A 20,811-nucleotide genomic window follows, 5' to 3' on the forward strand; every position below is an offset into this window, starting at 1 on the left:
AACAGGTGATGAGCCGAATGACGCATCGTTTCTCCTGGCTGCGGTTTGCCGCAGCGGCCTGCGTCGCGGGCACGGCCTTCGCGGCTGTGCCCGCGCATGCGGGCATCTTCGACGACGATCAGGCCCGTCAGGCCATTCTCGATCTGCGCTCGAAGACCGATAGCCTATCGAGCCAGCTGTCGGCCGCACAACGCACGATCCTCGATCAGTCCAACCGCCTCGATCAGCTGAATCAGCAGGTCGCGACGCTGCGTGGGCAGAACGAAGACATGGGCAACCAACTCTCCACGCTGCAAAAACAGCAGAAGGACTACTACACCGATCTGGACACGCGGCTGAAGAAATTCGAGCCGCAGCAACAGACTGTGGACGGTGTCCAGGGTGAGGTGCAGCCGGGTGAAACCGATTCGTTCAATGCGGCTTCACAGCAGTTCCGCAACGGCGACTTCAAGAATGCGGCGGCGTCGTTCCGCAGCTTCATCTCCAAGTTTCCGAACAGCCCTTACCAGCCGACCGCGCAATACTGGCTCGGCAACGCGCTCTATGCGCTGCGCGACTACAAGGGCTCGACGGCGACCTGGCAAGGTGTGGTGAAGAACTATCCGCAGCATCCGCGTGCGCCGGAAGCACTGCTCGCGATTGCGAACAATCAGCTCGAGCAAGGTCAGAAGGCTGCGGCCAAAAAAACGCTGGAGCAGATCGTCGCGCAGTACAGCGGCTCGGACGTCGCGCAGTCGGCTCAAAGCAAGCTGTCGCAGATCAAGTAAGGCCGTACATGGTTTAGCAGTTGGCGTAACGCGCAGTGGCCACGCAGTATTCAAATCAACAGCCACGCGCGCCTCTCGCTGGAAAGCCCGGGGTAGCGATACCTTGGGCTTTTCACTATCTGAAGTGCCGATAGCTCGACTCACCACCATGGGTTGACAGTCCGCAGGTGCGATCGCTATAATCTCGCTTCTCTTTTGGGTCGTTAGCTCAGCTGGTAGAGCAGCGGACTTTTAATCCGTTGGTCACAGGTTCGAATCCCGTACGGCCTACCAAAGATTTAAAGGGCTCAGCGCAAGCTGAGCCCTTTTTCTTTGCCCCAGCAAACCGGCACACACTCCGCAATCAAAAGGCCAACGGCGAAATCAGCCGAGGGGGCGTTGTGACCGACTCCCTGGGACCACTCGCCGATTGCCAAGTTATCGCGAGGGGCAAAGTCTGATCGGCGTTTGAATGTCGATACCGCGCCCGCTTTCCACGAACGCGGCTCATCCCACTCAGAACCGATACTCCGCCTTCACCGTCCCCTGCTGCGCCGACGCATGCGTCGTATTGATCAATGCATCGTACCCAACCGACACGGTCAGGTTCTTCATCGGCTGCATGCTGACGCTCACGCCCGTGGTCAGATAACCACGCGGCAAGCTCGTACCCGGCGCGGTGAACAACGTGCCGTCCTGTGCCGAGACGCTGACCGCGCGGCCCGCATCGAGCACCTCATGCGCGTAGCCGACCCGCAGTTGCACCGCCATCGGCCGCCATGCGTCGCCGAACGCACGATCCAGCGTGAGACCCACATACGGTTGCAGGCTGTGGACATTGTCCGTGCCCACGCGCAGATCCTGACCGCCCGCACCGCTCTCGCCGAAACCATTCGCGTGGAAATACGCGTAGCGCAAGCCCGCCAGCGGCGTCAGCACGAAGCTGCCGAGCGTCAGCGGCAAGCTCGCCTGCGCGCCCGCCGTGAACTCCTGTCCGACGTGATCGCCCTCAGCCGTGCCGACACCCGCGAACGGCCGCTTCTGCGACAGGAAGTCGACGCCATAGCTCACCGTGCCTGACACCTGCACCGGCCCGAGCGGACGGCTCGCGTACAGCGCGGCGCGCAGCGTGTCCTGCGTGCCCGAATCGCCGGTGGACTGTTCGTCGAGATCCGTATGCGTGTAGCCTGCCGCCACGCCCACCGTGTAGTCGCCCATCCGCTGATCGAGGCCGGCGAGGAAGCCGTACTGGTTCGCCTGGAAGCCCGGCGCGCCATTCGTGCCGCCGACCTTCGTCTGCGCGCCGCTCGCGTTGATCCACCCTGCGGCGACGCCCGGCGTCGCGCCTGATGCGCCCGCGCCGCTCAAATGGCCAAGCAGCGCGGCCGTGGTGGTCTGCGCGTTGAGCAGCGCCGCCGTGCCCTGCGCGGTGTAGATGCTCGTGTTGACCGGCGCGATCACGGTCGGCGCCGTGCCGCCGCCCGGCGTGCCTTGCGCGTTGGCCAGCACCAGTTCGACCGTATTCGCCCCATACGACACCGACGATTGCAACGCTCCGAGATTCGCGCCCGTCGACGCATTGAACGCGCTGTTGGTGAACGTGCCCGTCACGCCGCCCGCCGCCGACACCACCGTGTACTGCTTCGCCGTGTACGTGCCCGGATCGAAGGTCACGGCCAGCGCGCCGTTCAGCGCCGCGCTGCCGGTCACGTTCAGTTGCGATGCCGCGGTCGGGCTCACTTCGATGGCGAGCGTCGCGTTGCTGGCCTGTGTGTAGTTGCCGCCGACGTTCAGCGTGCCGATCGAGCCGCCCGGCGCCACCGTGCCATTGTTCGTCACGTTGCCCGCCACCGTGCCGTGACCGCGCAACGTACCCGCGCTATCCACCAGCGCATTGCCGGCAATACGCGCGTTGAGGTTGTTGATGTCGCCGACTTCAAGTTCACCCGCGGCCACCTCGGTCGTGCCGCTGTAGGTGTTCACACCGTTGAGGATCAGCAGACCGTTGCCGTTCTTCTGCAGCGAGCCGTTGCCCGTGATCGTGCCGGCGTACGTGCCGGCGCCGCTCACGCCCAGCGCGGCGTTGCTCAGATTGATGGCGCTGCTGCCCGCGCCGGCCAGCGACGCGAAATTCACTTGCAGCGGTTGAGCCGAGCCGCCGTTGCCGACGTTCAGCGCGCCGCCGTTCATCGTCAGGCCGCCCGTGCCGAGCGCGTTCGCCGAAGTGAGCGTGAGCGAGCCGCCGTTCACCGTGGTGCCGCCGGAGAACGTGTTCGAGCCGCCGAGCGTCAGCCCGGCGTTGCCGTTCTTGATCAGGCCGCCGGTGCCCGACACGTTGCCCGACAACGTCGTGTCCGCGCTGCCGCCGACTGTGGTCGTCGCGTTGAGCACGATCGCGTTCGCGACGTTGACGGCCGTCGATGCATCGAGCGTCGCGGCGTTGTTCACCGTTAGCGTGCCGGTGCCCAGCGCGCTGTTGGTGCCGAGCACGAGACCGCCGCCGTTGAGCGTGGTGCCGCCTGAATAGGTGTTCGCGCCGCTGAGCGTTTCGACGCCCGCGCCGTTCTTGACCAGCGCGCCTGTGCCGCTCAGCGTGCCGGCGAAGGTCTGGCTGGTCGCGTCGCCGAAGGTCAGCGTATGGCCGCCGAGCGCGACCGCGCTGCCCGCCACGCCGGAGAACGCGCCGAACGTCTGGTTGCCCGCCGCGTTGCTCATGTCGAAGGTCGCGCCCGCGCCGGCAAGACTCAGCGCACCGCCCGCCACGAGACTGCCCGCGCCGCTGAGCGCGAGCGTGCCCGCGTTGATCGTCGTGCCGCCGGTGTAGGTGTTCGCGCCCGTCAGTGTTTCCGTGCCGTTGCCGGCCTTCACGATGCCGGCCGTGCCGCTGAGCGTGCCGGCAAAAGTCTGGTTCGAACTGTCGCCGAACGTCAGCGTATTGCCGCCCATGGCCACCGTGCTGCCCGCCACGCTCGAAAGCGCGCCGATCGTCTGGTTCGCGCCCGCCGCGCTGATGTCGAAGTTGGTGCCCGCCGCGCTCAGCGTCACGCCGCCGGTCGCCGCCAGACTGCCACCCGCGCCGAGTGCCAGCGTGCCGGCGCTGATCGTGGTGCCGCCGGTGAAGGTGTTCGCGCCGGTCAAGGTCTCCGTGCCGCTGCCGACCTTGGTCAGCGTGCCGGTGCCGGCGATCCCGCCGCTGAACGTGCCGTCGGTCGCGCTGCCCACCGTCAGGTCGTTCGTGCCGACGTTGATCGTGCCCGAGCCGGTCAGCGTGCCGAACGTCTGCGTGCCGTTGCCGGCCGACAGATCGAACACCGCGCCGCTGGCGACGTTGACCGTGCCGTTTGCGTTGAGGCTTGCGTTCGCGCCCAGCGCGAGCGTGCCCGCGTTGACCTGGGTGCCGCCGGTGTAGGTGTTGGTGCCGTTCAGCGTGAGCGTGGCGCTGCCGTCCTTGGTCAGGCCGCCTGTGCCCGAGATCGAGCCGTCCAGTGTCAGATCGTTGGTTCCGTTGACGCTCAGACCCGCGTTCAACACGACGTTGTTGGCCAGTGTGGTGGCCGCATTGCTGTCGAGCGTGGACGCGCCGTTCACCGTCAGCGCGCCCGTGCCGAGCGCGGTATTGCTGCCCACCACGAGGCCGCCCGCGTTGAGCGTGGTGCCGCCGCTATACGTGTTGTTGCCGCTGATCGTTTCGGTACCGGCCCCTTCCTTCACGAGGCCGCCGGTGCCGGTCACCGAACTGGCGAGCGTCTGGTTGGTCGCGTCGCCGAAGGTCAGCGAGTTGCCGCCGAGACTCACCGTGCTGCCTGCCGCGCCGGAGAGTGCGCCGACCGTCTGAGGGGCCACAGCGCCGCTGATGTCGAAGCTCGCGCCGTTGCCGGCCACGTTGACCGAACTGCCGGCGGCGAGGCTGCCGTTGCCGGACAGCGCGAGCGTGCCGCTGTTGATGGTCGTGCCGCCGGTGTAAGTGTTCGTGCCGCTCAGCGTCTGCGTGCCGGTGCCCGCTTTGACGACGCCGCCGATGCCGCCGATCGTGCCGCCGAAGGTCGTGCTGTTCGCGCTGCCGAGGGTGAGCGTCTGCGCGCCGAGCGAGACCGATGTGCCACCGACGCCGGACAGCGCGCCAATGGTCGGGGAGGCGGTCGCGCCGCTCACGTCGAGCGACGCGCCCGCGTTCGCCAGATTCACGTCCGACGCGCCCGACAGGCTGCCACTGCCCGACAACGCCAGCGTGCCAGATTCGATCGTGGTGGTACCGCTATAGGTATTCGTTCCCGCGAACGTTTCGGTGCCCGAGCCCTGCTTGATGATGCCGCCGGTGCCGGTGAACGAACCCGCGAAAGTCTGAGTGGTGAAATCGCCGAACGTCAGCGTGTTGCCGCCCAGCGCCACCGTGCTGCCGGCCATGCTCGACAGCGCACCGACGGTCTGGTTGGCGCCAGCGCCGGAGATGTCGAAGGTGGTGCCCGCCGCGCCGAGGGTCAGCGCGCCGCCGGCCGCGAGATTGCCGCCCGCGCCGAGCGCGAGTGTGCCCGATTCGATGATGGTGCCGCCGGTGTAGGTGTTGGAGCCCGTCAAGGTTTCGGCGCCGGAGCCCTGTTTGACGACGCCGCCGGTGCCGCCGATCGTGCCGCCGAAGGTCGCGTTGGTGGCGTCGCCGAAGTTCAGCGCGTTGGCGCCGAGCGAGACCGCCGTGCCTGCCACGCCGGACAGCGCGCCGATCGTCTGGTTGGCGCCCGCAGCGCTGATGTCGAAAGTGGCGCCCGGGTTCGCGAGATTGACGCCGCCCGTCGCCGCGAGCGAGCCGCCCGCGCCGAGCGCGAGTGTGCCGGCATTGACGTTCGTGCCGCCGGTGAACGTGTTCGCGCCGCTCAGCGTGGTGGTCGCCGCACCATTTTTTACGATGCCGCCCGCCCCTTCGATCACGCCGGTGAGTTCTAGCGCATTGCTGCCGCCGAGCGTCAACGCCACGCCCGTATTGAGCGCGATCTGATTGGCAAGCGCGGCGCCCTGATTGTTGTCGAGGGTCGCATTGCCGCCGACGATTACCGTGCCGGTGCCGAGCGCCTGGTTGTTGCCGACGACGATTCCGCCCGCGTTCAGGTTGGTGCCGCCGGTGTACGTATTGACCGCCGACAGGGTCAGGGTGCCGCTGCCCGCCTGGGTGAGCGCGCCCGTGCCCGAGATCGTGCCCGACAGGCCGAGGTCGGTGCTGCCTCCCACGATGAGGCCGTTGCCGCTCACACCGATGTTGTTCGACAGCGTGAGACCCGGCACCAGCGACTGGATCCCGCCGCCGGTGGACGTGATCGTGCCGGTGCCCAGCGATGCGGCGTTATTGACGAGCGCGGTCGCGCCGTTTTCCAGCGTCGCGTCGCTGACACCCGAGGCGCCCTGGAGCGTCCACGTCCCGCTCTGCACGTCCAGATGACTGAAGTCGATGTAGTTGGCGTTGTTGATCGTGCCTGTCGCCGACACGCCCTGTTGCAGGCTCAGTGTGTTGTTGCCGCCCGCGCCGCCGTCTACCACGCCGGTGGCCGCGAAGTTGATCGTATTCACGCCGATGGTGAGGTCCTGCGCCACGGCGGTGCCGCCGGCCGCATTCACCGACGAGTCGGTGGTCGCGATGAATTGATTCGTGCTGCTGGCGCCCATCGACACGCTGCCGTTGATGGCGCCCGAGTTCGTGAACGTATTGCCGCCAACCGAACTGGCGAGCCCCACGCGTCCGGTGATCGTGCCGGAGTTGCTGACGTTGATCTGCGCGCCGCCGTAGGCCACGATCACGCCCGCGTCGGCGCCAGTCATAGTGCCGCCGCTGATGGGCGTGGTCGACATCGTGCCGGTATTCGTGATGTTGGTGACGCCGCCGGCGCCGTTCTGCGACACGAGCGCCATGCCGGTCTGACTGAGCGTCGTGCCGGTGGAGCCGTTGAGTGTGCCGTTGTTGGTGATGGTCTGCGTGCTGGCCACCGCATTGCCGATCACGAGCCCCCCCGACAGGATGCTCAGGTTCGAGCCCAGCACGGTCGGATCGACCCGGCCGTTGTTGGTGACGGTGGTGTTGCTGCCGGTCAGCGTCAAAGACGAGCCACCGATACCGAGCAGCACGCCGAGACTGCCGCCCGGATTGATCGTGACGTTCAGGTTGTTCGCGCCGTTCGTGTAACTGGGCGAAAGCGGATTCGCGGCGCCGGAGCAGCTCACGTTGCTGCCTGCCGACGTACAGCTCGCGTGCACGGGAATAATGCCGGCACCCACCAGTGCGACGAATACACCCATGGCGGGCAGCAGTTTGGGCAGTTCGGCATGTTTCGAATCGCGAACGCGAGCCATCTCGTGGTCTCCATTTGGAAAAGTTTGTTATATGGATATCGGCTTTTATCCTGGAAGCTATAGGGCTATTGAGCTGTTTCGATCGATGCGAACGACACGTTCACGCCAAACCGAAGTCGCTGAATGCGCAATGCGGGTACCGCCGTGGCGCGACAGCGAGACTTCTTATGGAATACGGGTATTGCAGATCGTGACTTCGCGGCGGACAGGCACGGTAGCGGTAAAGCGCTCTCAGGCGTAAAAACTTGTTTTGTCTGAATAGTAATTGTGTAAGGCGGAAAAAGACTACCGTAGCGTGCCGGAAACTGTCAATGAACTCGCGGCTGTAGCGGGGTTTTCCGCGCGATTCTGTTCACAGAGCGCGACGCGCTTATTATTTATTGAATGATTGACGTGACGCGAAATAACAGGCCGTTGTCGAAAAGACAACAGCCCTTATTATTACAGCGAGTTACGAATGCGGAGTGATTTTTTAAACACGCAAACGTTGTCACCGCTACGATATAAAAATTCCAAGGTAAATCCGCGCAGTCAATCGTGCGCGGATAAATCCTCGCGGCTCATTCCGGATATGCCGCCAATTACACCGTTATTGCGCGCTTGTCCTGGACAACCGCCGCAGCCTTATTTATTGCCGGCCGGCGAGACGACGCTGGGCGTGGCCAGCGTATTGTTCGTCTTCGGCGCCGGTGCGGTGTCGGCGGGCGCGCCGTTCATGCCCGGTTGCATACGTGCGTTCGGCAAGCCCGAATTTGTGCCGCTATCCGAGCCGGTGGTACCCGGCGTGCCGTAGCCGCTAGTCGTGTCGTTCGTCTGACCCGTTGCGGGGCTGGCCGTGCTGCCGTGGCTCGACGAACCGTTGCCGCTACCGCCGCCGCCCGCGCCCGCTGTCTGCGCGTAAGCGCCGCCGGACAGCGCAAGGGCGGCGACGGCTGCGATCAGGATGCTGGTTGCCTTGTTCATGATCCGTTCCTCCTTAATAGGGACTGGAATGTGGGCGCAGACGATTTTCGTCTGCTTGATCATGAGTTCAGCAAGCGCCATGCCGCGCGCGTTTGCTGCTTGCCACACGATGGGATTCGCACCTGAACCATGGCGCGAGATGCGGATCGGCGAACGATGGCTGTTCGCTTCTTTTCAGAACAACGGAAAAGTGTGACCGTCCGGCGACGCATTCTCACAGCGCGAATCACAAAGCCCCACACAGTCATCAGCCCGCTCTTACATCACGCTTCTTCGATACGAAACAGATACAACGGACTCCGAACATTGATATTTATTGAGACGTAAAGACGTGCAATGATCGCCGCCGATTCTGCGAATCGCGCAGCAATGCTGCGTGAGCAGACACTTCGGCAACACCGCAAATCCGTGGGCTTTCATTCCGTCAATATGTCCAATTTTCTGTTCGACCTCGTCTCGAACCTTGTTCTGCTGGGTGTGGTGCTGAGCGTGTGTCGTCTGTACAACCGGCTCGTATCCGGCGCCGCGCTCAACGGTCCGCATATTTTCATCGCGCTGATATCGGCCGCCCTGGTGCTCGACGCCGCGTTGACCTTTCTCGTGTTCGCCGATGCGCAGAACCGCTACGGCAAGTTCAGCACGCCGACCGCGTTCTTCGAACGCGCCAGCGCGTATGGACTGGCAGCCATTGCCGCATTGGCGTCGCGGTACGTGGCACGTCGTCGCGTGCGCGCCGCCAGAACTAATGACAATACACTGGTCATTCGCACGTCCCCGTATTCCGAATCCCATCTGCCGATGTAACGCCACACGGTCCGTTTTCTTCCCCTACGCAATCCGCATCGTCAGCGGGAACGGTCCTTGCGGTTGCGCGCGCCGTCGCGTATAACTTTCGAAGATCGAGATTTATCGTTTGCGCCCGTCGCCGGGCATTTGCCGCTGTATTGCACTACCGCCGTTCAATCAGTCGAAGGCAACTTAACCAGCGAGGAACATCTTGGATCTCGAAACCGTACGCGTGTTCATCATGACCCGAGGCATCGACCTCGGCACCAAGGTACTCGGGGCGATCGTATTGTGGATCGTCGGCCGGTGGGTCATTGGCCTGATCACCGGCTTGCTGCGCAAGCTGCTATCGAAAAACGGCCGCGTCGATCCAACACTCGCTAAATACCTCGGCTCGATTCTCGGTGCGCTGCTGAACCTGCTGCTGATCCTCGCGATCCTGCAGGTGTTCGGTGTCCAGACTACCTCGTTCGCCGCGTTGCTCGCCGGCCTCGGCCTTGCAATCGGCACTGCTTGGGGCGGGTTGCTCGCTCACTTCGCGGCAGGCATCTTCATGCAGGTACTGCGGCCGTTCAAGGTGGGGGATTTCGTCATGGCGGGCGGCGTTACGGGCACGGTCTCGGAACTGGGCCTGTTCGGCACGACCATCGTAACGCCCGACAATGTGGTCACCATCGTCGGCAACAACAAGATTTTTTCGGACACAATCTCGAACTACAGCGCATTGCCGGTACGGCGTGTCGAGTTGACCGCGAAGATTGCAAACGGCGTTGATCCTACGGATGCGATGAACCGGCTTAAGACGGCCGTTACGCAGATTCCTAACGTGGCCGAGAGTCCCGCACCGGATATCGAGGTGCTAAGCTTCACGCCGGAAGGACCGTTGCTATGCGTGCGCCCCTACACGCACACCGACCATTACTGGCAGGTCTACTTCGATACCAACCGCGCGATCATCCAGACCTTCAAGGATGCAGGTTATCCGACACCGGAAACACCGATTGCGCCACGTATAGTCAGTTGAGCATGATCCGCGCGTAGGTCTCTGGATCGAGGCTGACGTTCGCCAAGGTGAACCGTTTTTCGCTGGCTCAGTCATCCGACTTATCAGGAACCGGACCGCACAAAACAAACGGCGTCGCGATTTTCGCGACGCCGTTTGTTTGTCCAGCTTCGTACCACGTGAAGTGTCAGTGGCTGCCCGACTTGGCCGCAGCGTTCTTACGCGTCACTTTCCACAGCGCGCCGAGCACAACCGGCACGACGGCCGCGCCGATACCCACCAGCACGATCAGGTTCAAATACTGCCGGATGAACGGAATGTTGCCGAAGAAGTAACCGAGGAACACCAGCAGCAACACCCAAAGCAGCGCACCCAGGACATTGAAAAGCTGGAACCGGCTAACCGTCATCTCCGAGGCGCCCGCGACGAACGGCGCAAATGTGCGAACTACCGGAATGAAACGCGCCAGCACGATGGTCTTGCCACCATGCTTTTCGTAGAAGTTATGCGTCTTCTGCAGCGCGGCGCGGTCGAGGAACCGCTCAAGTAAAGGGATGTGCGAATTGAACACCCGAGGCCCGATGGACCGCCCGACCATGTAGTTAACCGTGTTGCCGACAACCGCTGCGACAAGCAGCAGCACGATCAGCAAACCGAGATTCATTTCACCGGTCGCACAAAAGGCGCCGCCGATGAACAGCAGCGAATCGCCCGGCAGAAACGGCAGGACGACCAGCCCGGTTTCGCAGAACACGATCAGAAACAGCACCGCGTAGACCCAGGCGCCGTACTCGTGAATAAAGACTCCCAGAAACTTGTCGATGTGCAAGACAAGATTGGCGAACTGTAGCAGCGTGTCCAAAAAGCGTCCTTTATTAAGCGAATGTGAAGCGTGGCGGGAGCGGCGAGCCGGCAGCCTTGCGGGAGATGAGCAGCGAGCGCATGCTCGCCGCTGGAAATTGACCGCGTCATGATACCGAAAGTGCCCGGCTGCGATTAAAAATCTGCCGTGTGTGGGCAATCTCGACGCCATGCGGCGGTTCGGCAATTCGACGGTCACCGGTCGCAAGACCGCAGTCATCCAACCCTTCGGCCCGCATTCAGCCTGCTCACGCCGAATCGCTATAATTTGGCCATGTCAGAATTCTCCGAAACGCCTGCCGGCACCGCCGACGCGGCCGCAGTTTCCGCCGCCGCGCCCGTCCCACGCCCGTTGCGGGCGATCCAGCCCCTGCCCGATCAGCTGATCAGCCAGATTGCCGCCGGCGAAGTGGTCGAGCGGCCGGCCTCGGTCGTCAAGGAATTGCTGGAAAATGCGCTCGACGCAGGCGCGCAGACGCTGCGCATCCTGCTCGACGAGGGCGGCGTCAAACGCATTTCGATCACCGACGACGGCTGCGGCATCCCCGAAAACGAACTCGCCCTCGCGCTGATGCGTCACGCGACCAGCAAGATCCGCTCGCTCGCCGAACTGGAAGCGGTTGCCACGCTGGGGTTTCGCGGCGAAGCGCTGGCGTCGATTGCATCCGTCGCGCAGATGGCCATCACGAGCCGCACGGCCGACGCGCCACATGCTGTGCGCGTCGACGCGCAGACGGGCGTGCTGAGCCCCGCCGCCGGCACCCAAGGCACCACGATCGAAGTCCGCGAGCTGTATTTCAACACGCCTGCACGCCGCAAATTCCTGAAAAGCGAGCAGACCGAACTCGGCCATTGCCTCGAACAGATTCGCCGCGCGGCGCTGGCGCGGCCGGATGTCGCGATTTCGGTGCTCCATAACGGTAAGGCGGTCGAGCACTGGAACGCCAGCGAGCCGCCGGCGCGTGTCGCCAAAATTCTCGGCGAAACTTTTGCGACGGCTCATTTACCGCTCGACGAGTCCGCCGGCCCGCTCGCCGTCTACGGCTGCGCCGGCCTGCCGACCGCGAGCCGAGGGCGCGCCGATCAGCAGTACTTCTTCGTCAACGGCCGGTTCGTGCGCGACAAGCTGCTCACGCACGCCGTGCGCGCCGCCTACGAAGACGTGCTGCATGGCGACCGCTATCCGTCCTACGTGCTGTTTCTCGATTTGCCGCCCGAAGCGGTCGACGTGAACGTGCATCCGTCGAAAATCGAAGTGCGGTTTCGCGATTCACGCTCGATTCACCAATTTGTGTTCCACGCCGTGCAGCGCGCGTTGGCGCGGCACGCGGGCGCGTCGCCGGAAACGACCGCCGGTGGACATGCGGCGCATCTGGAAGCGGCGCCGGGCGGGCCTGCTTCGTTCGGCGCTACGCCGCTGGGCGGGGCGGGTGTGAGCGGCGGTGGCTTTAGCGCCGGTGCAGGCGGCTTCGGCGGCGGAGGCTTCGGCGGCGGGTCCGGATCCTCACAGCCAGGCAATACGTGGATGCGCCAGGCGCGCATGACACAAGGCACGCTGCCGGTTGCCCAACCGCTAGGCTTCTACGACGCCCTCTTCGGCCGCAGAGACACCCATGCCGGCACCGTGGAAGGCGCGACGCTCTTCGAAGCACGCGACTCGACAGCGGCCGGGCCGTCCCCGTACAACGCCTCAGGGACGTACGCACCGCCTGCGTTCAATGCCTCGGACGAGCAACCGCTCGGCTTCGCCCTCGGTCAGATTCACGGCATCTATGTGCTCGCGCAGAACGCGCATGGTCTCGTGATTGTCGACATGCACGCTGCGCACGAGCGCATCCTGTACGAGCAGTTCAAGAACGCCCTGGCCGATCGCACGATTGCCGTGCAGCCGCTGCTGATCCCGCAAACCATGCAGGCCGATCCGATTGAAATCGGCACGGTCGAAGAGGAGCGCGACACACTGGACGCACTGGGTTTCGACCTCGCCGTGCTGTCGCCGACCACGCTCGCCATCCGCGCCGTGCCGGCTCTGCTGAAAGACGCCGATCTGCTGGCGCTGGCCCGCGCGGTCCTCTCGGACCTGCACGCGTTCGGCGGCTCCCGCGTATTGACCGAGCGTCAGCATGAACTGCTCGGCACGCTCGCCTGCCATCACGCGGTGCGCGCGAACCGGCGTCTGACGCTCGACGAAATGAACGCGCTGCTGCGTCAAATGGAGGCGACCGAGCGCGCCGATCAATGCAATCACGGGCGTCCGACGTGGTATCAGTTGACGCTGTCCGATCTCGATCGGCTGTTCATGCGTGGGCAATGACGGTGCGCCTGATTACGCTGCTTCGGCGCACGCCGTCTTGCCTATGACCTCAAGCACTTCCGGCACACCCACGCCGGTCCCTTGCCTGCTCGGCCCGACTGCATCCGGCAAAACCGCCGCCGCGCTGGCACTCGCCGCGCAGCGGCCGGTGGAAATCATCAGTGTCGATTCGGCGCTGGTCTATCGCGAGATGGATATCGGTACTGCCAAACCGACGGCGGAAGAACGCGCGGTGGCGCCGCATCATCTGATCGATATTGTCGATCCGGCGGACGCGTATTCGGCGGCGGAATTTCGCAGCGATGCGTTGCGCCTGATCGGCGAGATCAGTGCACGCGGCCGGCTGCCGTTATTGGTCGGCGGGACGATGCTGTACTACAAGGCGCTCACTCAAGGCCTCAATGATCTGCCGGCCGCCGATGCCGACGTGCGCGCAACGCTCGATGCCGACGCCGCCCGCGACGGCTGGCCGGCAATGCATGCGCGGCTCGCCACTGTCGATCCCGCTACGGCTGCGCGTCTCGCGCCGAACGATTCGCAGCGAATTCAGCGAGCGCTCGAAGTTTTCATGCTGACCGGGCAAGCGATGTCCGCTTTACTGGCCGCACCCGCTCGAACGGACGACGCCGCTTTGGCATGGCGCTTCGTGCCCATTGCGTTGGAGCCTTCCGAGCGCAGCGTGCTGCATGCTCGCATCGAAAAGCGCTTCGACGCCATGCTGGCCGGCGGCTTTATCGAAGAAGTGGTGAAATTGCGCGCGCGCGGGGATCTGTTGCCCGAGATGCCGTCCATGCGATGTGTGGGATATCGGCAGGTCTGGGAATATCTCGACGGGGCGGTCGACTATCCGACCATGCGGGACAAGGGCGTCTTTGCCACCCGGCAATTGTGCAAGCGGCAGCTCACGTGGCTGCGCAGCATGACAGAACGGGTGGTTGTTGATTGCTGCGATCCTGGCGCAACTGCACAGGTCGTCAGCCTGATTGAAGCGTTGATTTGAGTTTTTTACCCGCGCGACGTGTTCTTTCTGTACGCCGCGCGGGCAAGCCAGTCTTTGATCAGGCTGGCTGCTTAGTTAGATCACTACCGTCTGAGCTTCACCGGCTGCGCTTTCGCGAATCACGCCGATCTTCCAGACCTGCTCACCGGCCGCCGACAACAGGCCGATCGCCGCATCGGCATCAGCCGCGGAAACAACCACCGCCATCCCGATCCCGCAGTTGAACACGCGATGCATTTCCGCATCCGCCACGCCGCCGTGCTTCTGCAGCCACGAGAACAGCGGCGGCAGCGGCCAGCCACGGTGATCCAGTTCAGCCGTCAGACCTTCACGCAAAACGCGCGGAATGTTCTCGACCAGCCCGCCACCGGTGATGTGCGCCATACCCTTCACCGCGATCTGCTGCATCAAGGCCAGCAAAGGCTTCACATAAATATGCGTAGGCGCCATCAGCGCATCGGCCAACGAGCGGCCATCAAAATCCGCGTTCAAATCCGGTTGCGCGCGCTCGATGATCTTGCGCACCAGCGAAAAACCATTCGAATGGATACCGCTCGACGCCAAACCCAGCACCACATCGCCCGGGGCGATCGTGCTGCCGTCGATAATCTTGCTCTTTTCCACCGCGCCGACCGCAAAACCGGCCAGATCGTATTCACCGTCCGGGTACATGCCCGGCATTTCAGCCGTTTCGCCGCCGATCAGCGCGCAGCCGGACAGTTCGCAGCCGTGCGCGATGCCCTTCACGACCGTTGCCGCCGTACCGACGTCCAGCTTGCCGCAAGCGAAATAATCGAGGAAGAACAACGGCTCAGCGCCCTGAACCAGAATGTCGTTCACGCTCATCGCCACCAGATCCTGGCCCACGGTGTCGTGTTTATTCAGTTGAAATGCAAGGCGCAGCTTGGTGCCGACGCCGTCCGTGCCCGAAACCAGCACCGGCTCCTTGTACTTCTTCGGCACTTCAAACAGCGCGCCAAACCCGCCGATGCCGCCCAGCACGCCGTCGCGCATCGTCTTTTTGGCAAAGGGCTTGATCGCGTCGACCAAGGCGTCGCCCGCGTCGATGTCAACACCGGCGTCGCGATACGACAAACCTTGGGCCGAATCAGTTGAAGGCTGGGCGGATTTCGGTTGATTCATGGGGAAGAGCTCGAAGGTCGGTAAAATGCGATTTTACCCGATGCCGACCAGAGTCGGCGCTTCCGCGCTTACTCGGGTCCCATACAGAGTTGCCGGCCGGCTGGCTGGAATTTGAATCACCCTGACTCATCCGGTCGCGACGACACCTGGGAAATAACTTTGCAACAAAACCCCTCGATCCTGACGCCTGTGCAGCGCCGTGCCTTCATCTGGCTGGCGATCGCGCTGGGTGTCGGCATTCTGCTCTGGCTCCTGAGTCCGGTCCTCACACCATTCCTGCTGGGCGCCATTCTCGCGTACATTCTGCAACCGGGCGTCGCGTGGATGGTGCGCCGGCGTGTGCCGCGCGGACTCGCTGCCTTGCTGATGATGCTGCTGTTCTCGCTGCTGATGACGCTGCTCGTGCTGCTGGTGCTGGCCGTCATCCAGAAAGAAGGTCCGCAGTTGAAGCAACAGGTGCCCGTGCTGTTCGCCCACGTGAGCGCGTGGCTGCAACCCAAGCTTGCTTTACTGGGCCTTGCCGATTCGCTCGATTTCGCCAGCATCCGCGATCTTGTGATGGGGCAGCTCGAAGGCAGCGCGCAGCAGGTCGCACTGTATGTATGGACGTCCGTTCGCACCAGCGGCAACGTGATGATGACGGTGGTCGGCAACCTCGTGATGGTGCCGCTCGTGCTGTTTTATCTGCTGTACGACTGGAACCGCATGCTCGCCCGCATGCAAATCACGGTGCCGCGCCGCTGGCTCGAAAAAACGCTGCAACTCGCGCGCGACATGGACCAGATGCTGTCGCAATACCTGCGCGGCCAACTGCTCGTGATGGCGGTGCTCGCGGTCTATTATGCAATTGCGCTGACCGTCGCCGGCTTTGAGATCGCGCTGCCGGTGGGTATTTTCACGGGCCTCGCGGTGTTCATCCCGTACATTGGTTTTGCAACCGGTCTCGCGCTGGCGCTGCTCGCAGCCCTGCTACAGTTCGGCGACTGGTATGGCTTCGGCGCGGTCGCGCTGATTTACGGCGTCGGCCAGATCGTAGAGAGCTTTTATCTCACGCCGCGCCTGGTTGGCGAACGGATCGGCCTGCACCCGCTCGCGGTCATCTTCGCGTTGCTCGCGTTCGGTCAGCTGTTCGGCTTTTTCGGCGTGTTGCTGGCGTTGCCGGTCAGCGCCATTCTGTCGGTAGCCATGCGCGAGTTGCGTCAAAGTTATCTGGCGAGCACGCTTTACAACAATTGAGTCACTGGCTGCTCATTGACTATTTATGGACGTTTTAGGACCCGGACTCGGGTCATTTACGGCCTAGGCCTCATTTTCGGCATTCACCTACTGTGCTTCGTCAACTGACGCTCGATCTCGGCACCCCGCCGCCTTCGACATTCGACAATTTCTTCGCTGGCGCCAACGCCGAGCTGGTCACGCGACTGCGCGAGCTCGACAACGCGCTCGCGGCCGGGCCAGTGGCCGATCGCACCTTCTACCTCTGGGGCGAAGCCGGCAGCGGCCGCACGCATCTGCTGCAGGCGCTGGTCCACGAAGCGCCGCCGGGTCATGCCCGCTTTGCCAGTCCGCAGAGCAGCCTCGCCGCGTTCACGTTCGACCCGCGCGTCGCGCTGTATGCGATCGACGATTGCGATGCCCTGTCCGCGGCGCAGCAGATTGCCGTGTTCAACCTGTTCAACGAAGTGCGCGCGCATCCCACCAGCGCGCTCGTCGCCGCGGGCAACGCGCCGCCGATCGGCATGACGGTGCGCGAAGATCTGCGCACCCGTCTCGGCTGGGGTCTCGTGTTTCACCTCGCACCGCTGCCGGACGAAGGCAAGGCCGCGGTGCTGAAACACGCGGCGCGCGAGCGCGGCATCATGCTTGCCGACGACGTCCCCGCCTACCTGCTCACGCATTTTCGCCGCGACATGCCGAGTCTGATGGCATTGCTCGATGCGCTCGACCGCTTCTCGCTCGAACAGAAACGCGCGGTCACGCTGCCGCTTTTGCGCACCATGCTGGCCTCGCCCGACGCCGACGAACGGCGAACCGCGCCCGCTTCGTCCGCCTCATCTGCGTCCCCCGCCGCCGCTTCAAGTAAAATAGGCCCCCATGGCTAATCTCGCACTCTTCGACCTCGATCACACGCTCATTCCCACCGACAGCGACCACGAATGGGGCCGCTTCATGGTGAAACAAGGCATGGTTGACGCCGAAAGCTTCGCTCGTGAAAACGACCGCTTTTTCGCCGACTACAAAGCCGGCAAGCTCGACATTCACGCTTATCTGATCGCCATGCTCACCCCGCTCGCGAAATACACGCGCGCGCAGCTTGCGGACCTTCACGCGCAGTACATGCATGAAGTGATCAAACCGGCGATCTTTCCGGTCGCGCTGGAACTGGTCCGGGAGCACCGTGAAGCCGGCGATCTCTGCTGCGTGGTCACCGCCACCAACGAATTCATCACCCGCCCGATCGCTCAGGCGTTCGGCGTCGACGCGCTGATTGCCTGCGAGGCGGAAACCGTCGACGGCCAGCCGCACTCGCCGTACACCGGCCGCCCCACCGGCACGCCGAGTTACAAAGAAGGCAAAATCGTCCGTACCGAAGCGTGGCTGGCATCGCTCGGCAAGACCTGGAGCGACTTCGAGCGCAGCTATTTCTATAGCGACTCGCACAACGACATCCCGCTGCTCGAGAAGGTCACCGATCCGATCGCGACCAATCCCGACGACACATTGCGCGCCCATGCGCAGGCCAAAGGCTGGCGCATCCTCGAACTCTTTCAACCCTCGTGATCAAAAAACTTATCCGCAAGCTATTCGGCCAGGACTCGGCGCCCGCTGACGACACCCCGCCCGCCGAAACCGAATCAGACGAAGCCGGCGAGGCACCGGCACGCAACGCGTCCAGCGCCACCAAAGCGCGCCGCAAACCGGCACGCCCGGCCGCCAAAACCGTGCGGGACCCCGACGTGCCGGTCATCATTCCGCACGACGTGCATGGCATCGATCAGTCGCTGATCTCGAGGAACGCGATTCGCGTCACCGAAGGTCTGCAGGAGGCGGGGCATCGCGCGTTTATCGTCGGCGGTGCGGTGCGCGATCTCTTGCTCGGCATCAAGCCGAAAGACTTCGACGTCGCGACCGACGCCACGCCCGAACAGGTGCAGAAGCTGTTCCGCCGCGCGCGCATCATCGGCCGCCGGTTCCAGATCGTGCACGTGCAGTTCGGCCAGGAAATCATCGAAACCTCGACGTTCCGCGCGCTGGTCGATCCACCCGCGGCCGACGCAGCACCGCCGCGTCGCCTCAAGCGCGACGAGCTCGACCGCCGCACGCATGCGGTGGACGCCAGCGGCCGCGTGCTGCGCGACAACGTCTGGGGCGAGCAGCACGAAGACGCCACGCGCCGCGACTTCACGATCAACGCGATGTACTACGATCCGGCCACGCAAACCGTGCTGGACTATCACAACGGCATGGCCGACATGCGCGCACGTCTGTTGCGCATGATTGGCGACCCGGCCACGCGTTATCGCGAGGATCCGGTGCGCATGCTGCGCGTGGTGCGTTTTGCCGCCAAGCTCGATTTCGAGATCGAGGACACAACCCGCGCACCGATCGCCAAAATGGCCGATCTGATCAACAACGTGCCGGCCGCGCGTCTATTCGACGAGATGCTCAAGCTGATGCTGTCGGGCCACGCGCTCGCCTGCTTGAAGCGTCTGCGCCAGGAAGGCTTGCATCACGGTCTGCTGCCCCTGCTCGACGTGGTGCTGGAACAGCCGATCGGCGAGAAATTCATCACGCTCGCGCTCTCCAACACGGACGCTCGCGTGCGCGCCGGCAAGCCGGTGTCGCCGGGCTTCCTGTTCGCGACGCTGCTGTGGCACGACGTACAAACCCGTTGGCAACAATTTGAAGCGAACGGCGAATATCCGGTGCCGGCCCTGCATCGCGCGATGGACGAGGTCCTCGACATGCAAACGGAGAAGCTCGCGATCCACAAGCGCTTTTCGTCGGATATGCGCGAGATCTGGGGGCTGCAACTGCGCCTCGAGAAACGCTCGGGCAGAAGCGCGCTGAAGCTGCTGGAACACCAAAGATTTAGAGCGGGGTATGATTTCCTCCTGTTGCGCTGCGAATCGGGCGAACTCGATGAGTCGGTCGGAGCGTGGTGGACGGAGTTCATAGAAGGAGACGTCGCTGCGCGTGAAACTTTGCTCACGCAAGGCGGGAAGGACCGAAGCCCCAGAAAACGACGGCGGCGCAGCAGTGGCGCGAGGAGCCGCAAACCGGGCGACGGAATGGAGGGCGGCACGCAAGCCGAACGCACAGCCAGCGATGCGGGTCATGACGGCCCGCACGAAGACTGACACAGCGTTGGCTGTTGCCGTCGAACGATAGTTGCAGGAAGTTATGCCATGACGGTTGCCTATCTCGGCCTCGGCGCGAATCTCGGGGACGCGCGCCAGACCCTGAAAGACGCGGTGGTGTGCCTGGCACAACAGCACACCATCTCCGTGCTCGCCAAGTCGAGCCTCTATCGCACTGCCCCGATCGACGCGGGCGGTGACGACTATTTCAACTGCGTCGTGAAGGTTGAAACGACGCTCCCCGTGCGGCATCTGCTCGCGCTGTGCCACAAGATCGAGCATCAGTTCGGCCGTGAACGGCCGTTTCGCAACGCCCCGCGCACGCTCGATCTGGACATCCTGCTCTACGGCGATCAATCGATCGACGAAGCCGATCTGATCGTGCCGCATCCGCGTTTGATCGAACGCGCCTTTGCACTGGTGCCGCTCGTCGAGATCGATCCAGCACTGATCATCCCGCAACACGGCCGCGCCGAGGCGCTGCTGGTTAGCGTGAGCGATCAACGCATCGAAAAGGTGAAGGGCCCGTGCCAGTGCCCGATGCTCAATGCATTGACTGCCGGCGCCCCTGCTGGGGACAAGGGCCGTTGCGAATGAATTCGCCGCCGCTCACCGTCACCGCGCCGCAACTCCGGCCGCCCTTTGGCTATCTCGCGATCGAAGGGCCGATCGGCGTCGGCAAGACCTCACTCGCGCGGCGGCTCGCCCAGCGCTGGTCGATGCAGGAACTGTTCGAGCGGCCCCAGGACAATCCCTTTCTCGAGCGCTTTTATCGCGACACCGCGCGTTATGCGCTGCCCGCGCAATTGCACTTCGCCTTGCAGCGCGCGCAGCAGGCGCAAGACGTGGTGGCCGCGCATGTGGCCGGCACACCGCTGATCGCTGATTTCATGACGCAGAAGAACGAGATTTTCGCGCGTCTGACGTTGCAGGAAGACGAGTGGCAGCTCTATCGCGCGCTCGCCGCGCGACTCGACGTGAGCGCGCCGGCACCGGATTTCGTGGTTTATCTGCAGGCCAGTCCCGAAGTGCTGTTCGCACGCATCCAGAAACGCGCGGTGCCCATGGAACTGCAGATTTCCGATGCGTATCTGCACGCGCTCTGCGACGCCTACAACGAGTTTTTCTATCATTACGACCGCACGCCCGTGCTGACGGTCAACGCTGAACACCTGAATCCGCTCGACTCGGACGCGGACCTTGCGCTACTCGCCGAACGCATCGAAACCATGCGCGGCCGCAAGGAATTCTTTGTCAAAGGCACGTCGCTTTAAGCGGCGCGCCCCTCCTTTTTCCAACGG

The 20,811-nt window shown here is 63.6% G+C and carries 15 protein-coding genes and 1 tRNA gene; 12 read left to right on the forward strand and 4 right to left on the reverse strand.

All coding sequences use genetic code 11. The features are described 5' to 3' along the window. Positions 1–17 precede the first annotated feature (17 nt). The gene (ybgF, locus tag PQQ95_RS03515; protein WP_408434939.1) at positions 18–767 is read left to right on the forward strand and encodes a tol-pal system protein YbgF; all 750 of its coding nucleotides are present in this window, start codon (positions 18–20) and stop codon (positions 765–767) included. 197 nt (positions 768–964) lie between these two features. Then, a tRNA-Lys gene (locus PQQ95_RS03520) sits at positions 965–1,040 on the forward strand. A gap of 222 nt (positions 1,041–1,262) precedes the next feature. Here the strand turns inward: PQQ95_RS03520 and PQQ95_RS03525 are convergent. Then, the gene (locus PQQ95_RS03525; RefSeq protein WP_408434941.1) at positions 1,263–7,079 is read right to left on the reverse strand and encodes an autotransporter-associated beta strand repeat-containing protein; all 5,817 of its coding nucleotides are present in this window, start codon (positions 7,077–7,079) and stop codon (positions 1,263–1,265) included. A gap of 624 nt (positions 7,080–7,703) precedes the next feature. After that, a complete protein-coding gene (locus PQQ95_RS03530; RefSeq protein ID WP_408434943.1) occupies positions 7,704–8,042 on the reverse strand; it encodes a hypothetical protein in 339 nt (112 codons plus the stop codon). Positions 8,043–8,471: 429 nt separating this feature from the next. Between PQQ95_RS03530 and PQQ95_RS03535 the strand changes: the two genes are divergently transcribed. After that, positions 8,472–8,846 carry a hypothetical protein gene (locus PQQ95_RS03535; protein WP_408435332.1) on the forward strand — a complete coding sequence of 125 codons (375 nt, stop codon included), beginning with the start codon at positions 8,472–8,474 and terminating at the stop codon, positions 8,844–8,846. A gap of 193 nt (positions 8,847–9,039) precedes the next feature. After that, positions 9,040–9,852 carry a mechanosensitive ion channel family protein gene (locus PQQ95_RS03540; RefSeq protein WP_408434945.1) on the forward strand — a complete coding sequence of 271 codons (813 nt, stop codon included), beginning with the start codon at positions 9,040–9,042 and terminating at the stop codon, positions 9,850–9,852. Positions 9,853–10,018: 166 nt separating this feature from the next. On the opposite strand, the gene PQQ95_RS03545 is transcribed toward PQQ95_RS03540, so the two are convergent. Then, positions 10,019–10,693: a DedA family protein gene (locus tag PQQ95_RS03545; protein ID WP_408435334.1), complete on the reverse strand. Its 675-nt coding sequence runs from the start codon at positions 10,691–10,693 to the stop codon at positions 10,019–10,021. A 273-nt stretch (positions 10,694–10,966) separates the two neighbouring features. On the opposite strand from PQQ95_RS03545, the gene mutL reads away from it, so the two are divergent. Beyond that, entirely contained in the window at positions 10,967–13,006 is a 2,040-nt protein-coding gene (mutL, locus tag PQQ95_RS03550) for a DNA mismatch repair endonuclease MutL (protein WP_408434947.1), read from the forward strand. A gap of 43 nt (positions 13,007–13,049) precedes the next feature. Beyond that, positions 13,050–14,006, forward strand: coding sequence for a tRNA (adenosine(37)-N6)-dimethylallyltransferase MiaA (gene miaA, locus PQQ95_RS03555; RefSeq protein WP_408434949.1), 957 nt, complete (start codon positions 13,050–13,052; stop codon positions 14,004–14,006). Between the two features lie 75 nt (positions 14,007–14,081). Here miaA and purM read toward each other — a convergent pair whose 3' ends face one another. Further along, the gene (gene purM / locus PQQ95_RS03560; RefSeq protein ID WP_408434951.1) at positions 14,082–15,149 is read right to left on the reverse strand and encodes a phosphoribosylformylglycinamidine cyclo-ligase; all 1,068 of its coding nucleotides are present in this window, start codon (positions 15,147–15,149) and stop codon (positions 14,082–14,084) included. Between the two features lie 159 nt (positions 15,150–15,308). Here purM and PQQ95_RS03565 point away from each other — a divergent pair, with 159 nt between their 5' ends. The 6 genes from PQQ95_RS03565 (at position 15,309) to PQQ95_RS03590 (ending at position 20,784) form a co-directional block, all read left to right on the forward strand. Next, positions 15,309–16,385 carry an AI-2E family transporter gene (locus PQQ95_RS03565; protein ID WP_408434952.1) on the forward strand — a complete coding sequence of 359 codons (1,077 nt, stop codon included), beginning with the start codon at positions 15,309–15,311 and terminating at the stop codon, positions 16,383–16,385. A gap of 92 nt (positions 16,386–16,477) precedes the next feature. Next, positions 16,478–17,251 (forward strand): DnaA regulatory inactivator Hda, encoded by a 774-nt coding sequence (hda, locus tag PQQ95_RS03570; RefSeq protein ID WP_408434953.1) that lies wholly within the window; start codon positions 16,478–16,480, stop codon positions 17,249–17,251. Continuing rightward, entirely contained in the window at positions 17,244–17,930 is a 687-nt protein-coding gene (locus PQQ95_RS03575; protein ID WP_408434955.1) for a histidinol-phosphatase, read from the forward strand. The genes hda and PQQ95_RS03575 overlap by 8 nt, the downstream gene beginning before the upstream one ends. Then, positions 17,927–19,510, forward strand: a complete 1,584-nt coding sequence (gene pcnB / locus PQQ95_RS03580) for a polynucleotide adenylyltransferase PcnB (protein ID WP_408434957.1) — start codon at positions 17,927–17,929, stop codon at positions 19,508–19,510. Before PQQ95_RS03575 ends, pcnB begins: the two co-directional genes overlap by 4 nt. 48 nt (positions 19,511–19,558) lie before the next feature. Beyond that, positions 19,559–20,107, forward strand: coding sequence for a 2-amino-4-hydroxy-6-hydroxymethyldihydropteridine diphosphokinase (gene folK, locus PQQ95_RS03585; RefSeq protein WP_408434959.1), 549 nt, complete (start codon positions 19,559–19,561; stop codon positions 20,105–20,107). Beyond that, entirely contained in the window at positions 20,104–20,784 is a 681-nt protein-coding gene (locus PQQ95_RS03590) for a deoxynucleoside kinase (protein WP_408434961.1), read from the forward strand. Before folK ends, PQQ95_RS03590 begins: the two co-directional genes overlap by 4 nt. Positions 20,785–20,811: the final 27 nt, after the last annotated feature.

Origin of the sequence: Paraburkholderia caffeinilytica (assembly GCF_046030355.1) — a bacterium.
GTDB classification, from domain to species: Bacteria; Pseudomonadota; Gammaproteobacteria; order Burkholderiales; family Burkholderiaceae; genus Paraburkholderia; species Paraburkholderia caffeinilytica_B.